Origin of the sequence: Micromonospora sp. ALFpr18c, assembly GCF_008868155.1 — a bacterium.
In the GTDB taxonomy this organism is placed as follows: Bacteria; Actinomycetota; Actinomycetes; order Mycobacteriales; family Micromonosporaceae; genus Micromonospora.
Map to the genome: position 1 here is coordinate 1 of NZ_WBKR01000126.1, position 19,003 is coordinate 19,003.

General features: G+C 73.9%; 7 protein-coding genes. 6 read left to right on the forward strand and 1 reads right to left on the reverse strand.

Going from position 1 to position 19,003, the window contains the following annotated elements; all coding sequences use genetic code 11:
* Positions 1-90: 90 nt before the first annotated feature.
* Genes F8271_RS20885 through F8271_RS20910 form a run of 6 tightly spaced genes read left to right on the forward strand, consistent with a single transcriptional unit; the run spans position 91 to position 17,613 of the window.
* Complete coding sequence (locus tag F8271_RS20885; protein ID WP_225854662.1) at positions 91-5,814, forward strand: non-ribosomal peptide synthetase/MFS transporter; 5,724 nt, start codon at positions 91-93, stop codon at positions 5,812-5,814.
* Entirely contained in the window at positions 5,811-9,077 is a 3,267-nt protein-coding gene (locus F8271_RS20890) for a non-ribosomal peptide synthetase (protein ID WP_151491523.1), read from the forward strand. Before F8271_RS20885 ends, F8271_RS20890 begins: the two co-directional genes overlap by 4 nt.
* Complete coding sequence (locus tag F8271_RS20895; protein WP_151491524.1) at positions 9,070-10,137, forward strand: TauD/TfdA family dioxygenase; 1,068 nt, start codon at positions 9,070-9,072, stop codon at positions 10,135-10,137. The genes F8271_RS20890 and F8271_RS20895 overlap by 8 nt, the downstream gene beginning before the upstream one ends.
* Complete coding sequence (locus F8271_RS20900) at positions 10,134-11,150, forward strand: TauD/TfdA family dioxygenase (protein ID WP_151491525.1); 1,017 nt, start codon at positions 10,134-10,136, stop codon at positions 11,148-11,150. Before F8271_RS20895 ends, F8271_RS20900 begins: the two co-directional genes overlap by 4 nt.
* Positions 11,147-16,441 carry a non-ribosomal peptide synthetase gene (locus F8271_RS20905; protein WP_151491526.1) on the forward strand — a complete coding sequence of 1,765 codons (5,295 nt, stop codon included), beginning with the start codon at positions 11,147-11,149 and terminating at the stop codon, positions 16,439-16,441. The genes F8271_RS20900 and F8271_RS20905 overlap by 4 nt, the downstream gene beginning before the upstream one ends.
* Entirely contained in the window at positions 16,438-17,613 is a 1,176-nt protein-coding gene (locus tag F8271_RS20910; protein ID WP_151491527.1) for a PLP-dependent aspartate aminotransferase family protein, read from the forward strand. Before F8271_RS20905 ends, F8271_RS20910 begins: the two co-directional genes overlap by 4 nt.
* A gap of 131 nt (positions 17,614-17,744) precedes the next feature.
* Here the strand turns inward: F8271_RS20910 and F8271_RS20915 are convergent, their stop codons facing one another.
* Positions 17,745-18,815, reverse strand: a complete 1,071-nt coding sequence (locus tag F8271_RS20915; RefSeq protein ID WP_151491528.1) for a hypothetical protein — start codon at positions 18,813-18,815, stop codon at positions 17,745-17,747.
* Between the last annotated feature and the right edge of the window lie 188 nt (positions 18,816-19,003).

Sequence of the window (19,003 nt, forward strand, 5' to 3'; positions counted from 1 at the left end):
GACCCGCCGGCGCCCCCGCCCGTCGACGCCGGCAACCGGCCGGCGCTCAGCACGGCGTACGTCGCCCCGAGCACGCCCGGGCAGGAGTGCGTGGCCGAGCTGTGGACCGAGCTGCTCGGCATCCGGCCGATCGGGGCGCTCGACAACTTCTTCGAGCTGGGCGGGCACTCGCTGCTGGCCACCCAGTTCGTCGTACGGCTGCGGGCCCGGCTCGGCGTCGCGCTGCCGCTGGAGACGGTGTTCGCGACACCGACCGTCGCCGGGATCGCGGCCGCGCTGCCGGAGACCGGCGCCGGACCCGCCATCGCCGCCCCGCAGCCCGCCGCCCCGCAGCCCACGCCGAGCATCCCCCGCGCCGACCCCGATGCCGGACCGGCGCCGCTCTCCTCCGGGCAGCACCGGCTGTGGTTCCTCGACCAGGCGTACGAGCAGAACGCCTACACCGTCGGCACGGCCCTGCTGCTCGACGGCACCCTCCACGTCGACGCGCTGCGCACGGCCCTCGCGGAGCTGACCCGGCGACACGAGTCGCTGCGGACCGTCTTCCCGATCGGAGGCGACGGCGACCCCGTGCAGCAGGTGCTGCCACCCGGCCCGGTCGATCTGCCGATCGTGTCCGCGCCGACGGATGCGCACGCCATCTCGGCGGCCCCTCGCAGCATCGTGGAGTCGACGGTCGCCGACGCGGTGCCGCCGTGGGCGCACGCCGCCCTGGCCGCCGACGTCGGACGCCCGTTCGACCTGGCCCACGGGCCACTGTTCCGGGCCCTGTTGCTGCGCATCGCCGACGACCGGCACGTGCTGTCGCTGACCATGCACCACACCGTCTCCGACGGCTGGTCGCTCGGCATCATCGCCGGCGAGGTGGCCACCCTCTACGGCGCCGCCCTGGACGGGCGTCCCGCCCCGCTGCCCGAACTGGCCGTCCAGTACGGCGACTACGCGCGCTGGCAGCAGAGCCGGCTGGCGGACGCCGACAGCGACGACCTGCGGTACTGGCACGCGCAACTCGACGGGGTGGCGAGCGTCCTGGAGGTGCCCACCGACCGACCGCGACCTCCCGTGCAGACCTTCCACGGCGCGGTGCACGCCCGGGTGCTGCCCCCGGCGACCGCCGACGACCTGCGCCACTTCAGCCAGGCCCGGGGCGCCACCCTGGCCATGACGGTGCTGGCCGCGTGGAAGGCGCTGTTGTGGCGCTACACCGGCCAGCGGGACATCTGCGTCGGCACGCCGGTCGCCGGGCGGGTCCGCGCCGAACTCGAACCGATGGTCGGCTTCTTCGTCAACATGCTGCCGCTGCGCACCTCGATCGACGGTGAGTGGACCTTCGAGGATCTGCTCCGGCAGGTACGACGCACCGCGCTGGGCGCGTACGACCACCAGGAGGTGCCGTTCGAGCGGCTGGTGGACCTCGTCGACGCGCCCCGCGACCTCAGCCGGAACCCGCTGTTCCAGGTGATGTTCAACCTGCTGAACCTGCCCGAGCAGCGGGACCTGGGGACGGCCGGGCTGCGGATGGTCCCGTTCGCCGTCGAGCCGGGCATCGCGCAGCAGGACCTCGCCCTGTACGCGTACGAGGTGGCCGAGGGGCTGCGGTTCCGGTTGGAGTACAACACCGACCTGTTCGACGCGGCGACCGCCGAGCGGATGATGGGGCACCTGGAGACGCTGCTCGCCGCCGCCGTCGCCGACCCCGGCGTCACACTGGCGGACCTGGGCATCCTCACCCCCACCGAACGGGCCCGCGTCAGCGGGTGGAACGACACCGCCACCCCGCTCGGCTGGGCCACGACCGGCCCCGACGGGCGGACACCGACGCTTGTCGAGCTGATCGCACACCAGGTCGCCACGAATCCCGACCGGCCCGCCGTGACATTCGGGGCGACCACCCTGACCTACGCCCAGCTCAACACCCGGGCGAACCGGCTCGCGCACCGGCTCCGCCGGGCCGGCGTCGGCCCCGACGGCACGGTCGCCGTCTGCCTGCACCGCTGCGAGGACCTGCCGGTCACGCTGCTCGGTGTGCTCAAGGCCGGCGGCGCGTACGTGCCGGTGGACCCGGACTATCCGATCGAGCGGCAGCGGTACGTGCTGACCCACAGTGGGGCGTCGGTCCTGGTCACCGAGCCGGGCCTCGTCGACCGCTTCGCCGGGTACGCCGGCGAGGTGCTGCTCACCGGCGCGCCGCCGGACGCCGGGCCGGAGACCGACCCCGAGCCGCTGGCCGGGCCGGACCACCTCGCGTACGTGATCTACACGTCCGGGTCGACGGGCCACCCCAAGGGGGTCCGGGTGACGCACGGCGCGGTCGTCAACACCCTGGCCGCCATGCGCGACCGGCCGGGTCTGACCAGCGACGGCACGATGCTCGCGATGGCCAGCTTCGCCTTCGACATGTCCGTACCGGAACTGTTCCTGCCCCTTGTGGTCGGCGCCCGGATGCTGCTGGTGGGACGCGACGTCGGCTACGACGCGCCGCGGCTGGCGGCACTGCTCGCCGAGGAGGGGGTCACCCTGGCCCAGGGCACCCCGGCGACCTGGCGGCTGCTGATCGAATCCGGCTGGACCGGACTGCCCGGCCTGACCGCCGTGTGCGGCGGCGACGCGGTGTCCGCGCCGCTGGCCCGGCAGCTGGCCGGACGGGTCGGGGCGCTGTGGAACCTCTACGGCCCCACCGAGGCCGCCGTCTGGACCACGATGGACCGTCTCGAGCCCGGGTTCACCCACCTGTCGATCGGCCGCCCGATCGGCAACATGCGCGCCTACGTGCTCGACCCGCAGATGGCCCCCGCCCCGGTGGGCGTTCTGGGTGAGCTGTACCTCGGCGGCCCGGGACTGGCGCGCGACTACCTCGGCGATCCGGATCTCACCGCGCAGCGGTTCGTGTCGGACCCGTTCGGCGACGGCAGGTTGTACCGCACCGGCGACCTCGGTCGATGGCTGGCCGACGGCCGCATCGAGTTCGTCGGCCGCAGCGACTCGCAGGTGAAGGTCCGCGGCTTCCGCATCGAACTCGGCGAGATCGAGGCGGTGCTGCGCCGCCACCCGACCGTCCGGGACGCCGCGGTCGTCGTACGCGAGGACGACGGCGAGAAGAGCATCGCCGCCTACCTGACGCTGACCACCGGGGCGAGCGCCGACGGGCCGGCGGCAGGGGACCCCGTACCCGACTTCGACGTCGACCCCGCGCCCTGGCGGGCGTTCGCCCGCACCTACCTGCCCGACTACATGATCCCGTCCGCGTTCGTGGTGCTCGACCGGATGCCGCTCAGCGCCAACCGCAAGGTCGACCGGGCCGCCCTGCCGGCGCCGGTCCGCGGCGGGACCAGAGTCGGCGCGACGCCGCCGGACACCCCGCTGCGCACGGCCCTCGCTCAGCGGTGGGCGCGGGTGCTCGGGTACGACAGCGTCGGCATCGACGACGACTTCTTCGACCTCGGCGGCGACTCCTTCACGGCGATCAAGGCGTTGGCCGGCAACGATCCGGCGATCAGCGTCCTCGACCTGTTCCGCCACCCGACGATCCGGGCGTTGACCGACCACCTGGACGCGACCGGAGGGTCGGCGGGTCGGCTGCTGCACGAGCTGACTCCGGAGCGACCGGCGACGCCGACGCGGCTGACGCTGGTGTGCGTACCGTTTGGCGGTGGAAGCGCGATCACCTTCCAGCCCCTCGCCGACGCCCTCCCGGCGGGCGTGCGGCTGTACGCCCTGGAGCGGCCCGGTCATGACCTGAACCGCCCGGACGAGCCCCTGCTCGGCATGGACGAACTGGTGGACCGCTGCGTGACCGAGGTCGTCGACCAGATCGTCGGCCCGGTCGCGGTGTACGGGCACTGCGTGGGCGGCGCGGAGGCGGTCGAGCTGGGCCGCCGGCTGGAGGCGGCCGGTGTCGAGCTGACCGGCGTGGTCATCGGCGCCCACTTCCCCGCCCCGCGGCTGCCCGGGCGGCTGTTCGGCTGGCTGCGCCGATGGTTCCCGATGGAGCGCTGGTGGTCCAAGCGGCGGACCCTGGAGGCGCTGCGCGCGATGGGCTTCTTCACCGAGGTCTTCGACGAGCACGAGAAGGACTTCGTGATGCGGGTGGTGCTGGCCGACGCCGCGAAGGCCGAGGACTACTACACCGCCGTCTACGCGGAGGGTCCGCCGCGGAAGTTGTCCGCACCGATCGTCAGCGTCGTCGGCAGCGGTGACCGCGCCACCGAGTTGTACGAGGAGCGGTACCTGGAGTGGGAGTTCTTCTCCGACCGGGTGTCGCTGGAGGTCATCGACGGCGCCGGGCACTACTTCGCCAAACACCAGCCCGCCGACGTGGCACGCATCCTCCTGGCGACCTGCGATCCGTCGGTCGACGACGCACCACCGCAGGCCACCACCGCGGCGGCGGTCGCCGCGCCGACGACGGATCGCACCCCACCCATCGCGCGTCGTGCGATGCCCAGCCTGACGGTCTTCTACCTGATCGCGATGGGTCAGCTCGTCTCGCTCATCGGCAGCGGACTGACCGGTTTCGGCATGGGCCTGTGGGTCTACCAGCAGACCGGATCGGTCTCGCTGTTCGCCACGGCCACCGTCCTGGCGCTGCTGCCCGCCGTCGTGCTGTCCCCCGTCGCGGGCGCGTTGGCCGACCGGTGGGACCGACGCCTGATCATGATCGTCGCGGACTGCCTGGCCGCCACCGGCACGGTGAGCCTCGCCCTGCTGCTGTGGCTCGGCCAGCTTCAGCTCTGGCACGTGTTCACCGCCATCACCGTCACCGCCGTGGCGACCGCCTTCCAGCTGCCCGCCTACCTGGCGGCCGTCACACAACTGGTGCCGAAGCGGTACTACGGGCGCGCCAACGGCATCGTCTCCCTCGGCACCGCGACGAGCACGGTGCTGGCGCCGCTGCTCGGCGGTGCGCTGGTGATCGCGGTGGGGCTGCGCGGGATCGTCGTCATCGACCTGCTCACCTTCGCCGTGGCGGTGGCCGTGACCCTGTCGGTCCGGTTCCCGGACACCCTGTTCGTCCGGCAGGAGGAGTCGTTCCGGCGGGCGGTCCTGGGCGGCTGGCGGTTCATCGTCCGCCGGCACGGACTGGTGGCCCTGGTCGTGCTGACCGCGTCGCTGAACTACTTCTTCGCCATGGTCGAGGTGCTGGTCACCCCGCTGACCCTGTCGTTCGGCGACCCGGCGGTGCTGGGCCGTGTGCTCGCCGCCAGCGGCATCGGCATGCTCGTCGGCTCGGCCCTCATGGGAGTGTGGGGCGGTACCGCCCGCCGGACGACCGGCATCCTGGCCAGCATCGTGCTCCTCGGCGCGTCGCTGCTCACGGTCGGCCTGCGCCCGAACCCGCTGTTCCCGGCGCTCGGCCTGTTCGGCATGGGCCTGGCCACGGCCCTGGTGAACACGCACTGGCTGGCCATCGTGCAGGCCAAGGTCGGGCTGGATCTGCAGGGACGGGTGCTGTCCATGAGTCAGATGCTGTCCTGGCTGATGGTGCCGGCCGGGTTCCTCTCCGCCGGTCCGCTCGCCGAGCACGTCTTCGCCCCGTTGGTGTCGCCCGACGGTGCGCTGGCCGCCGTCGTCGGCACCGGACCGGGCCGCGGCATGGCCCTCGCGGCGATCGTCGCCGGGCTCTGCTCCCTCGCTCTCGCCGCCGTCGGCATCGCCTACCGACCGATCCGCGACGTCGAGGCCGAACTGCCCGACAACGATCCCGGCACGGTCATCGTCGCCGACAAGGACCGTCTCCAGGCCGAGGCCGACCGCCGGCTCGCCGCGCACCGAGGCCGCGCGGACGCCCCTGCCCGCTCCGGTGGTCGTCGATGAGCGCCCCCGCCCGACCTGCCGGCCCGACCCGGCGAGCCGGCGGCCGCCGGGCCACCGGTGTACCGGCCGACGTGGACTGTCTGCACCGGATGGTGGCCGCGCAGGCCGCCCGGACCCCGGAGGCGGAGGCGGTACGGCACACCGACCGCTCGTGGTCGTACCGCCAGCTCGACGAGGCGGCGAACCGGCTGGCCCGGCTGCTGCTCGCCCGGGGCGTGACCCGGGAGGATCGCGTCGGCGTCTGCCTGCCGCGAACGCCCGACCTGGTGGTCGCCCTGCTGGCCGTGCTCAGGGCCGGCGCCGCTTACGTGCCGCTGGACCCCGCGTACCCCCCGGCCCGGGTGGCCTTCATGACCGCCGACTCGGGGGCTCGGCTGGTGCTGACCCACGCGGACCTCGCCGACCGGTTCCCCGACCTGGCCGTCCCGATCGACCGGCTCGACCTCCCCGGGGACGGCACCGACCCGGCGGTGCCGTCGACGCCGACGGATCTGGCGTACGTCATCTACACCTCCGGCTCCACCGGCCGGCCGAAGGGCGTGGCCATCGAACACCGCTCGGCGTCGGTGCTCATGCACTGGACCCGGCAGACCTTCGACGACGCCGAACTGGGCGGCCTACTCGCCGCCACGTCGGTCTGCTTCGACCTGTCCATCTTCGAGATCTTCGGCCCGCTCTGTTGGGGCGGCCGGGTACTGCTGGTCGACGACGTGCTGGCCCTCGCCGCCCCCGGGGCGGATCGACTGCCGGTCACCCTGGTCAACACCGTGCCCTCGGCGATGGGGGAACTCCTCACCGCCGACGCCCTACCGCCGACCGTGCGAACGGTCTGCCTGGCCGGCGAGCCGCTGACCGCCGCGCTGGCCGCCCGGGTGTGGGCGCGTCCACACGTACGCCGGCTCTGCAACCTCTACGGCCCGTCCGAGGACACCACCTACTCCACCTGGGCGGAGGTGCCGCCGGACAGCGGTGACCCGCCGATCGGCCGGCCGCTGCCGCAGACCCGGGCCTACGTTCTCGACCCGGACGGCCGGCCGGTCCCGCCGGGTGATCCGGGCGAGCTGCACCTGGCCGGGGCGGGCCTGGCCCGGGGCTATCTCGACCGGCCGGCGGAGACCCGGGCCCGGTTCCTGCCCGACCCCTTCCGCACCGGCGAGCGGATGTACCGCACCGGCGACCGGGTCCGGCTACGCCCGGACGGGCAGTTGGCCTACCTGGGGCGGCTCGACGACCAGGTGAAGCTGCGGGGCTACCGGATCGAGCTGGGTGAGGTCGCCGCCCGTCTCGCCGCCCTGCCCGGCGTACGCGAGGCGAGCGCCGCCGTGCGGGAGGGACCGAGCGGGGATCCGCTGCTGGTCGGCTACCTGGTCGGCGAGCGGCACGACGACGTCCCGGCCCGGCTGGCCGGGGTGCTGCCCGCACCGCTGGTCCCCGCGACCGTGGTCTGGCTGGACCGGCTGCCCACCCTGCCCAACGGCAAGGTGGACCGCGCGGCGCTGCCCTCCCCCGCCCTCGGCGCCGACGCCGGGACCGCCGCCAACGCGCTCGACGGGACGGCCGGCACGGTGGCGGCCGTCTGGCGCGAGCTGCTCGGCGTACCGGTCACCACTCCCGACAGTGATTTCCTGACCCTCGGCGGGGATTCCCTGCTCGCCGTCCGCTGCGCCACCCGGCTGGCCGCCGCGACCGGGCGCCCGGTCCGGCCGGGCGACCTGTTCGCGCACCCGACCGTCGCCGCGTTGGCGGCCCACCTCGACGAGCTGGCCGCCGACGTGTCGCCGAACGGGCTCACCGTCACACCGACACCGGCCGGCCCGGCAGCGCCCGACTCGGCACCGCTGTCGGCGGCGCAGACCCGGCTGTGGTTTTTGCACCGGCTCGACCCGGCGGACACCTCGTACCTGCTGGCCGTCGCCGTACGGTTCGGCGCGCCGCTGGATCCCGACCGGCTGGTCCGGGCGCTGCGACGGGTGGTCGACCGGCATCCGGCCCTGCGCACGGTGTTCCCCTCCGGACCGGACGGACCGGTGCAACGCGTCCGCCCGACCGCCGGACCGCCGCCGATCGTCGCGCCGCCCGAACCGGGCACGCCCCTCGACGAGCGGCTCGCCCGGCTCACCGTCGAGGCCACCCGGGCCCCGATGGACCTGGCCACCGGACCGTTGCTCCGCGCCCACCTGGTGCTCGACGACGACGGGCGGGCGGTCGCGTTGCTGCTGGTCGTGCACCACATCATCTGCGACGACTGGTCGTTCGGGCTGATCGTGCGCGAGCTGGCCCGGGCGTACGACACCGAGGGAGACGCCCAGGCCGTGCCGGAGGCCCCCGTGGCCGGGCCGGCGGTGTTCGCCCTGGCCCAGCGGGACTGGCTTTCCGGGCCGGCGGGGCGGCGGGCGCTGGCCGACGTCCTCGACGAGCTGCACGGCGCACCCGACCTGCTCGACCTGCCAGCCGCTCCACCGGACCGGCTCGACCGAGCCGCGGCCACGACCGGACCGGACCTGCCGCCGACCGCCGGGCTGCCGAATCCGCCAGCCAGGTCCGCGCCAGCGGGGAGGTCCGCGCCGCCGTCGAGGATCACCGCGCGGTCCGGCGCCGCGCTGAAGGCCACTGTGGACACCGCCACCGTCGACGCCGTACGCGAGCTGGCCCGGACCGCGCGGGTCAGCCTGCACATGGTCGGGCTGGCCGCGTTCGCGGCCCTGCTCGGCGCGGCCACCGGCCGCGACGACCTGCTGATCGGCGTGGCCTTCGCCGGCCGGACCAGCGTCGCCGCCGAAGAGAGCGTCGGCTGTCACGTCAACACCGTGCCGCTGCGGCTGCGCCCGGCACCCGGGCGGCGTTTCGCCGACCTGCTCGACGAGGCCCGCCGGGTCACCCTGTTCGCCGCCGCCCACCAGGACGTCCCCTTCGACCTGCTGGTGGAACGGCTACGGCCCAGCCGCCGGCCGCACCGCACCCCGTTGGTGCAGGTCGCCTTCGGCGTGCAGAACGCCCCACCGGCCCGGCACCGCGGCGTGGCCGGCATCGAGTTCACCGGCGTGGAGCTGACCCCGGACACCGCCCGACTCGACCTGACCCTCTGGCTCGACGAGCGGCGGGACGGGCTGGAGGCGCTGTGGACGTACCGCACCGACCTGTTCGACCACGACGGGGTGGTCGCGTGGCACCGCCGGTTCACGGCGCTGCTGCGCACCGCCGCCGCCGACCCCCGGCGCAGTCTGGCCGACTGCGTCGACACCCTGGGAGCGAGAGATGACTGAGCAGACCCGGGTCGCGCGGAGCATTCCCCGTCGCGGCCGTGAACGGAACCTGGTGGACGTACGCCCCGACTGGCCCGGCGGTCCGCTGCCGGCGCTGGTCCGGGCCAACGTGCCCGACGTGGATCTGGCCGGCTGGCTGGCCGGGCACCGCGACGAGGTCGACGAGTTGGCCCGGCGGCACGGGGCCGTGCTGTTCCGGGGATTCGCGGTGGCCGGCGCCGACGACTTCCGCGTCGTGATGGCCGCCCTCTCCGACGAGGTGCTCTCCTACGGCGAGCGCTCCTCACCGCGCAGCCAGGTCACCGAGGGGGTGTACACCTCCACCGAGCACCCCGCGGACCAGCCGATCGTGCTGCACAACGAGCAGTCGTACACGGTGAACTGGCCCCTGCGGATCGTGTTCCACTGCGAGGTGGCGCCGGCCGCCGGCGGGCGCACCCCGCTCGCGGACAGCCGCCGGGTGCTCGCCCGGCTCCGCCCGGAGACCGTCGCCGGCTTCGAGCGGCGCGGGGTGCTCTACCGGCGCAACTACCTGCCCGGCATCAGCCTGACCTGGCAGACCGCGTTTCAGACCGAGCGGCGCGCGGACGTCGAGGCGTACTGTGCCCGCGCGCTGGTCGACGTCGAGTGGGTCGGTGACCGGCAGCTGCGGACCCGGCAGGTTCGCCCGGCGGTACGCCGTCACCCGGTCACCGGGGAGCCCACCTGGTTCAACCACGCGCTGTTCTTCCACGTCACCTCCCTGCCCGACGACGTCAGCGCCGGCCTGCGGGCCGCCGTCGACGAGGAGGACCTGCCCTACCAGACCGCGTACGGCGACGGCACGCCCATCGACGACGAGGTGCTGGCCGAGCTGCGGGCCGCGTACGCCGCCGAGACCCGGTCCTTCGACTGGCAGCGCGGCGATGTGCTGCTGGTGGAGAACATGCTCGCCGCGCACGCCCGGGAGCCGTTCACACCGCCCCGGCGGATCCTCACCGCGATGTCCGACCCGGTCGCCGCTCCCGAGCTGACCGGGGCGGCCGGTTCCGGCTCGGCGCCGAACGGGGACCGGCCGTGAGCGGGCCGGCGCCGCGCCGACGCGGTACGGGCACGGTCAGCTCGCCGGTGTCCCGGCGGGTGCTCGTGGATGACGAGTTCGTGCTGCTCGTCGAGGCCGCCGTGCCCGATCTCGACCTGGCCGGTTGGCTCGCCGGCCGGCGCGAGGAGCTGCTGGCGGACCTGGACCGCTACGGGGCGGTGTACTTCCGCGGCTTCGAGGTACGCACCCCCGACGACTTCAGCCAGTCCGCCCGGACGGTCAGCCCGGACCTGCTCGGCTACCTGGAACGAGCCGCGCCCCGGCACGAGGTGGCCGACCGGGTGTTCACCTCCACCGAGTTCAACGCCGAGCAGTGGATCCCGCTGCACCACGAGATGTCCTACTCGCACAACTGGCCCAGCTACCTCTACTTCTGGTGCGCGCAGCCGGCCACCGGCAGCGGCGGGGCCACCCCGCTGGCCAGCGAGCGGGTCATCACCCCGCTCATCCCCGCCGACGTGCGGGAACGGTTCCTCCGCTCCGGCGTCTGCTACGTGCGCAACTACGGCCCGCACCTGGACCTGCCGTGGCAGGAGGCGTTCCAGACCACCGACCGGGCGGAGGTCGAGGCGTACTGCGCCGCGTCGGCGACCGAGTTCACCTGGCTGGGCTCCGACGGGCTGCGGACCCGGGCTCGGCGGCAGGCGGTCGCCACGCATCCGCGTACCGGGGAGACGGTGTGGTTCAACCACGCCCACCTGTTCCACGTGTCGAACATGCCGACCGAGGTGTCCGGCGCGCTGCTGCGCGAGTACGGCCCGGAGGGGCTGCCCCGCAACGCGTACTTCGGCGACGGTGAGCCGATCCCCGACGAGGTGGTCAGCGGGCTGCGCGCCCGGTATCGGGAACACGCGGTGTCGGTTTCCTGGCAGCGCGGCGACGTGCTGGTGGTGGACAACTTCCTGGCGACCCACGGTCGCGAACCCTTCAGCGGCGACCGGCAGATCCTGGTCGCGATGTCCGACCTCTACGTCAACCGGAGCGTCCTGTGAACGGCTACCGCCTGTCCCCCGTCCAGCGGCTCGCCTGGTCCGGCAAGCAGGATCTGATCCGGGCGCGGGTGCGGCTCGACCGTCCGCTGGACCGGGCGCGGTTGCAGGCCGCCCTGGACACGGTGGTGGCCCGGCACGAGGCGCTGCGGCTGACCCTGGTGCACCACCCCGGTCTGCGGGTGCCCATGCAGGATGTCGACGACAGTCGCGCCGTCACCCTCGGCGCGCAGGGTGAGGTGTCGGTAACCCTCACCGACGACGTTCTGGAGCTGACCGCCACACCGCTGATCGCCGACCCGGCCAGCCTGCGCCTGGTCCTCGCCGACCTTGCCCGGGCGTACGCCGGCGAGGCGCTGCCGGAGGATCCGGAGGCGCTGCAGTTCCTCGACGTCGCCGAGTGGCAGGTCGAGGAGCGCGAGCAGGCCCCCGCCGCCGCACCGGCCGCGTCGGCCGCACGGCTGGTCACCCCGCACGGCGACGACCCGACCGCCGTGGTGTCCGCGACGGTCTCCGCCGCCGAGCTGACCGACGTGGCCCGGGCCGCCGACGTCGAGCCGGGCACGGTGCTGCTGGCCGCGTGGGCGCTCGCGGTGTCCCGCCGGGCCGAGGCGCCGGAGGACGCCGACGAGGTGGATCTGGTGCTGGGCCGGTGGAACGACGGCCGCCACGCCGCCGGCACGGCCGAGGTGGTGGGCCCGCTGGGCGGCTACGGTCCGCTGCGGTTGGCCCTGCCGCTGCCCACCGCACCCGCCGAACTGCTGGCCCTCGTGCGCGCCGCCGAGACCGCCGCCGACGACACGTTCCACCTGGTCGACCCGGTCGACGAGCACTCCGGGGCGGTCGCCGGCTTCGCGGCGCCGCCCGTCGCCGACCCGGCCGCGGTGGCCGCACTCGGTGGCGTCGCCGTCGAGGTCACCGTCCCTCCGGCGGCCGTCGGCCCGCAGGTGACCGCGTCGACCGACGGCGAGCGGATCACCCTGCACGTGGTCGGCGGCCAGTGGCTGCTCGACGCCCTGCTGGCGGTCCTGCGGACCCTGCCCGCCGCGCTCACCACCGGCGTCGCGCCGGCTGTGCTCGGTGACGCCGAGGCCCGCTGGCTGGCCGACGCGGCCGGAACGCCGTCGCAGGCGTCGGCGCGTACCCTCGTGGACCTGCTCGACGCGGGCCTCGCCGGCATGGACCAGCAGGCCGCGGCGGTCGTCGCCGCGGACGGCGTGTACACGGCCGGTGAGCTGCGGGAGCGGGCCGCGCGGGTGGCCGGGGCACTGGCCGCGCGCGGCCTCGCCGGCGCCCCGGTCGGGGTGCTGGCCGCCCGGTCCCGGGACACCGTCGTGGCGTTCCTCGGCGTGCTGCGCGCCGGGGCGGTCTACGTTCCACTGGACCCGGACGCGCCGCTCCAGCGGCTCCTCGCCCAGGCTGACGTGGTCGGCGCGCAGGACGTCGTGGGCGATGGCACCGCGGCGACCGTCACGGTCGACGACCTCGTCGCGGCCGGCGACCGCCCGCCCGCCACCGTGCCCGCCCCGGCCGACCCGGCGTACGTCATCTTCACCTCCGGCTCGACCGGCACCCCCCGCGCGGTGCAGGTGTCGCACGGTGCCGCCGCGCACCTGGCCGACGCCCTGGAACACGCCGTGTACGCGGACAGCCGCCCCGGCCTGCGGGTGGCGGTGAACGCCCCGCTCACCTTCGACGCCTCGGTGAAGCAGCTCGTGCAGCTCGGCCACGGCCGCAGCCTCTACCTGGTGCCGGAACAGGCCCGCCGGGACGGGGCGGCGCTGGCCGCGACGCTGGCCGACCACGACGTCGACGTGCTCGACCTGACCCCCTCCCAGCTGCGCATCCTGCTCGCCGGGGCGGGCGACACCCGGCTGCCCGGCCTGCTGCTGCTCGGCGGGGAGGCGCTCGCACCCGACCTGTGGGAGGCCCTCGCCGCGCTGCCCGACGTCCGGGCGGTCAACCTGTACGGGCCGACGGAGTGCACGGTGGACACCAGCGCCGCGCAGGTGCGTACCGGGGACGGCCCGACCATCGGCCGGCCATTGCCCGGCGTCGCGGTCTGGGTGCTCGACGAGCAGTCGCGGCCGGTGCCTCCCGGCGTGGCCGGAGAGCTGTGCGTCAGCGGTGCGCAGCTCGCCGACGGGTACCGGGGCGATCCGGAGGCCACCGCGCGGCGGTTCGTGTCGGTGCCGCTGCCGTCCGGCCGCACCGAGCGGGTGTACCGCACCGGCGACCGGGTCCGCTTCGACGCCGAGCGGCGGCTGCGGTACCTGGGCCGGCTCGACGACCAGGTGAAGATCCACGGATTCCGGGTGGAACCCGGTGAGGTCGCGGCCGTCCTGCGCGGGCACCCGGAGGTGGCCGACGCCGCGGTGGTGGCCCGCGACGACGACGGGCACGGCGACCGGCTCGTCGCCTATGTCCGGCCGGGTGACCGGCCGGCCGCCGTCGACGTCGACCGGATCGCGGGGGTCAACCCACACGAAACCCGCTACCTGTACGACGAGATCTTCGTCCAGCAGGTCTACCTGCGCGACGGCATCGTGCTGCGGCCCGGGGCCACCGTGCTCGACGTGGGCGCGAACATCGGCATGTTCTCGCTGTTCGTGCACACCGTCTGCCCGGACGCCACGATCCACGCGTTCGAGCCGGTGCCCTCGGTGGCCGAGGTGCTGCGCCGCAACGTCGCCGAGTTCGGCGTACCGGCCACCGTGCACGCCGTCGGGCTGTCCCGCACGTCCGGCGAGGTGTCCTTCACCTACTACCCGGGCTACTCGATGATGTCCGGCCACGCCGCGTACGCCGACCCCGACGCCGAGGTCGCGGTGATCAAACGGTTCCTCGCCAACGAGCGTGACGCCGGTGCCCAGACCCGCGACGTGCTGCTCGGCCGGGTCGACGAACTGCTCGCGGAACGCTTCGCCGGCCGGGACCTCAGCGTGCCGGTGCGACCGCTGTCGGCCGTCCTCGACGAGTTGGCCCCGGAGCGGATCGACCTGCTGAAAATCGACGTGCAGCGCGCCGAGGCCGACGTGCTCGCCGGGCTGGAGGATCGGCACTGGCCGCTGATCGCGCAGGTCGCCATGGAGGTGCACGACGCACCCGGCACCGACACCGAGGGCCGGCTGGCCGAGCTGGTCGCCGGCTTCGAGGCGCGCGGCTTCGAGGTGGTGACCCGGCAGGACGACCTGCTCGCCGGCACCGACCGGCACACCCTGCACGCCGTGCGGCCCGAGTACGCCGCCGATCCGCGCCCGGCCGTGGTCGTCCCGACCGGCACCACGGCGGGACCTCTCGACGAGCGGCTCACCGGCTGGTTGGCCGACCGGCTCCCGGCCCACCTGGTGCCGGCCGCGGTGGTGCTCCTCGACGAGCTGCCGCTGACCCGCAACGGCAAACTCGACCGGGCGGCGTTGCCCGCGCCCCGCCTCGACCGGCCCCGGGACGGCACCGCCGTGGCACCCGCAGACCGGGCCGAGGAGATCCTGGTCGAGGCGTGGCGTGAGGTCCTCGGGGTGGCGACCGTCGGCGTGACGGACACCTTCTTCGCGCTCGGCGGCGACTCCATCCGCAGCATCCAGATGCAGGTCGCGGCGAACAGGCGGGGACTGTCGTTCCGGCTCAGCGACATCTTCACGTACCAGACGATCCGCGAGCTGGTGACCCACGGCGAGATCACCCTCACCGGTACGGACACCGGCCCGGCCGTCGCCGCGGCGGAGCCGGCCGGACGCTTCGACCTGGTCGCCGACGCCGACCGGGACCGGCTGCCCGCCGGGCTCGCCGACGCGTACCCGATGACGACCCTGCAGCAGGGCATGGTCTACCACTGTGAGCTGACCGGCGACCCGGCCATGTATCACAACGTGACCGCGCACCGGATCGCCGCGCCGCTGGACGCGCCCGCGCTGCGGCGCGCGCTGGCCGGTCTGGTGGCCACCCACCCAGTGCTCCGGACCGGGTTCGCGCTGGGCGCGTACTCCGAGCCGCTACAGCTCGTGCACGCCGACGTGCCGGTCGACGTGCCGGTGACGGATCTGACCGGTGTCGACCCGCGGACCCGCCGGGCACGGATCGACGACCTCGTCGCGGCGGAACGGGTCCGGCCCTTCGACGTGACCCGTCCGCCGCTGCTGCGGCTGCACGCCGTGCGGGAGGACGCCGACACGTTCACCCTGATCATCGCCGAGTTCCACGCGATCCTCGATGGCTGGAGTCTGCACCTGTTCCGTACCGACCTGCTCGCCGCGTACGACCGGGAGCGCGCCGGCACGGCCCATCCGGCCCACCTCGGCCTGCCGTTCCGGGAGTACGTGGCCGCCGAGCGACGCGCCCGAGCCGATGAGGCAAGCCGCCGGTTCTGGCTGGAGGGCCCCGGCGCGGTGCCGCCGCTGCTGCTCGGTGGGGCGGCCCCGCGCACCACCACCACCCAGCAGGTGCCGCTGAGAGCGGGCACCACCGACCGGGTCACCGAGGTGGCCCGGGCCGCCGGCGTGCCGGTCAAGTCCTGGCTGCTCGCCGTCCACCTGCGCACGCTCGGCGAACTCGCCGGCCGCGACGACGTGGTCAGCGGGCTGGTGGTCGGCGGCCGACCGGAGGGCGAAGGCAGCGACGCCACCCTCGGGCTGTTCCTCAACACCCTGCCGGTCGGCGTGCGGCTGGGCACCCGCTCGCTGGCCGAGCTGGCGGCCGAGGTGTGGCGGGTCGAACGAGACATGATGGGGCACCACCGATTCCCGCTCGCCGAGATCGTCCGAGCCGGCGGGGCCGGGCCAGGGTTCGACCACTTCTTCAACTGGACCCACTTCCCGAACGGACCCGCCGGCGGCGAGACCCGCATCGTGGACAGTCGCGGCGTCACCGTGGACGTGGCGTTCAGCCTCGCCGTCGACGCCGAACTGGACCCGGACACTGGCCGCCTGGCCCTCACCGTCCAGTACGACCACCGCACCATCGGCGGGGACCGGGTGGACGCCCTCGCCGACGGCTTCCGCCGGTTGCTGGCGGCCGACCCGGACGCGCCGCTGCCCGCCGTGCCCAGCGTGGGGCAGGCGGCCGGCGGCGACGCGCGGGCGCGGTGGGCGGCCCAGGTGGCGGCGGCCTGGCAGGAGGTCCTCGGCGTCGCGCCCGGTCACCCGGCGACCGGGTGGTCGGCTGCCGGTGGGGACTCGCTGCGTGCCCTACGACTGGTCACCATGCTGCGCCAGCGCCACGGCAGCGACCTCACGCTGCCCGAGTTCGTGACATTGGACAGCTACGGCAAACTGGTGGACCGGGTGGCCCGTTCGTGACCGGCTTCGGCACGGTCGCCGTGCACGGCGACGACGGACTGATCCCCGGTGGAGCCGTGGCGCCGCCGATCGCGCAGAGCGTGACCTTCAGCGCCGAGTCCGACGAGCAGTTCACCGCGATCGCCACCGAGACGCGGGGCAGTGCCTTCTACACGCGCTACGGCAACCCGAACCACGCCCAGGTGGCCGCCGTCGTCGCCGAGCTGGAAGGCGCGCAGACGGGTCTGGTCACCGCGTCCGGGATGGGCGCGATCAGCACCCTCGCGCTGGCCCTGCTCTCCGCCGGCGACCACGTGGTGGTGCAGCGCAGCACGTACGGCGGGACCACCTCGCTCGCCACCGGACTGCTGCCCCGGTTCGGGGTGTCGTACACCCAGGTCGACCAGACCGACACCGCGGCGTTCGAACGGGCGATGCGACCGCGGACCCGCCTCGTCCTGCTGGAGACGCCGAGCAATCCGCTGCTGGAGCTGACCGACCTGACGGCCGTGGCGGAGCTGGCCCACGCGGCCGACGCGCTGGTGGTGGTCGACAACACCTTCGCCACGCCGATCAACCAGCGTCCGATGGCCCTCGGCGCGGACCTGGTCTGGCACAGCGGCACCAAGTTCCTCGGCGGCCACTCCGACGTGTCGGCCGGGGTGATCGTCGGCTCCGCCGAGCTGGTCGAGCGGGTGTGGCAGACGGCCATCGTCACCGGCAGCACCCTCGGACCGGTGGACGCGTGGCTGCTGCTGCGCGGCATCCGTACGCTGCCGCTGCGGGTGCAGCGGCACAACGACAACGCGCTGGCCCTGGCCCGCGCCCTGGAAGACCATCCGGCGGTGGCCCGGGTCCGTTACCCGGGGCTGCCGTCGCACCCGCAGCACGCGCTGGCGGGTCGGCAGATGACCGGCTTCGGCGGGGTGCTCAGCATCGACCTGAGGGCGGGCCGGGCCGGTGCCGCCGCGCTGCTGGCCGGGTTGCGGTTGGCCAAGCGGGCGGCCAGCCTGGGCAGCGTCAGCACGCTGGTGGTGCATCCCCGGTCGATGTGGGCCGGCATCGTGGACGCCGAGCAGTTGGCCGCGGCCGGCATCGGCGACGGGCTGGTCCGGGTGTCCACCGGCATCGAGGACACCGCCGATCTGGTGGACGACTTCCTCGCGGCGGCGGACAGGGCGACCGGCGACTGATCCCCTGGGTCGCTCGACGAGACACCAGCGCGGCGGTGCTGTTCGTGCGGCACCCGAGCGTCCGGCGCCTCGCGTGGGCCGCGCACCGGCACGGTGTGTTGCGCGAACTACGCCGCAGGCCGTGACCCCCGTCAGTTCCCCAGGGCGATCTTGATGGCTTCGGCGGCAACCGCGACCCCGATGGCATTCGCCGTGTCGAGCGCCCACCTTCCGGCGGCTCTGAGACTCTTCAGTGCCCCGACGCCGTCGTCGCTCCGGGCAGCGAGTTCAGCCTGTCCGATGTCGGCCACCGCCCGGTCGTCCTCCGGCGTCGTCGCTCGTTCGCGCAGGGCGACACGCAGCCGCGAGAGCTCCTCCGCGAGGGTCGGCAGATCGATCCCGTTTCCCAGCTGATTCCACAGCTGCACGAAGGAGACGTCGTGCACGTGAGCATTCGGCCCGACCGCGCCGGCCTGACCTTGGACGTCGTATCGATCACCCATGATGACCTCTACTCCTCGCTCCCGAGTGAGTGCACCGTATCGACCTCGGCCACCGAGGTCGATGAGGAATTGCGTGTAGCGATCGGCGCTGGAACCGTCCGACAGTTCAAGGAAGTCCTCCTCGTAGATCTCCAGCTCGGTGGAGACCAGGCTGATCAGACCCGCCGTCCCCAACTCGGGCCGCATCACCCTGGGCAGATACTCGGCGGGCACCTTCGCCACCGTCGCGGGGCCCGGCTCAACCACCACGCGAATCAGTGGGACGTTCGTGCCTCGGACTTCGCCGAGAAGGCGGTCTTCACGCCGATCCGCCGTCGCGCCGGTGAACGCCACAGCCAGGCTCACCTCGCTGAGAGCGCTGTATCCGATCGGGTGTTCGTCAATCTCGGCGAGCAACGCCTGGGACGAGAGGACCGTGTAGCGCCTCTCGCGCTCGATGAACTCCCGCACGGCGTCACCCACTCCCGCCGCCAGCACCGAGGACCCGAGCAGGAGGCAGGTCCGTGGACTCAGTGGGCTCTGGTAGCGAGGAGTCGGCTCCCCGGTGTAGGCGCGAAGCATCGCCAGTGCCTGCCGGTGCTCACGCACATTCCGTGGGAACGAACGGAACGAGAATCGACACTGCAGCAGAGTTGGCGGAAGAATTGTTCGCGGGAGGGTGTCCTCCACGAACACCAGGAGGGGCTTTCTGCTCCTCAGCCCGAGACCAATCTCGTACATGATGTGCGGTGAGGTGCCGGATTCGCGCTCGGTCAGGACGACACGGCCGTTTCATGATCACGATGTGAGGCCGAGGATGGTGAATGGCCTGGTCATGTTGCGGGCTGCCCAGCGGGTGGCTTCGGTGATGTCGGGTCGGCCGGCCAGGCGTAGGGCGTTGATGGCGAGGTTGCGTAGCGAGGCCAGGA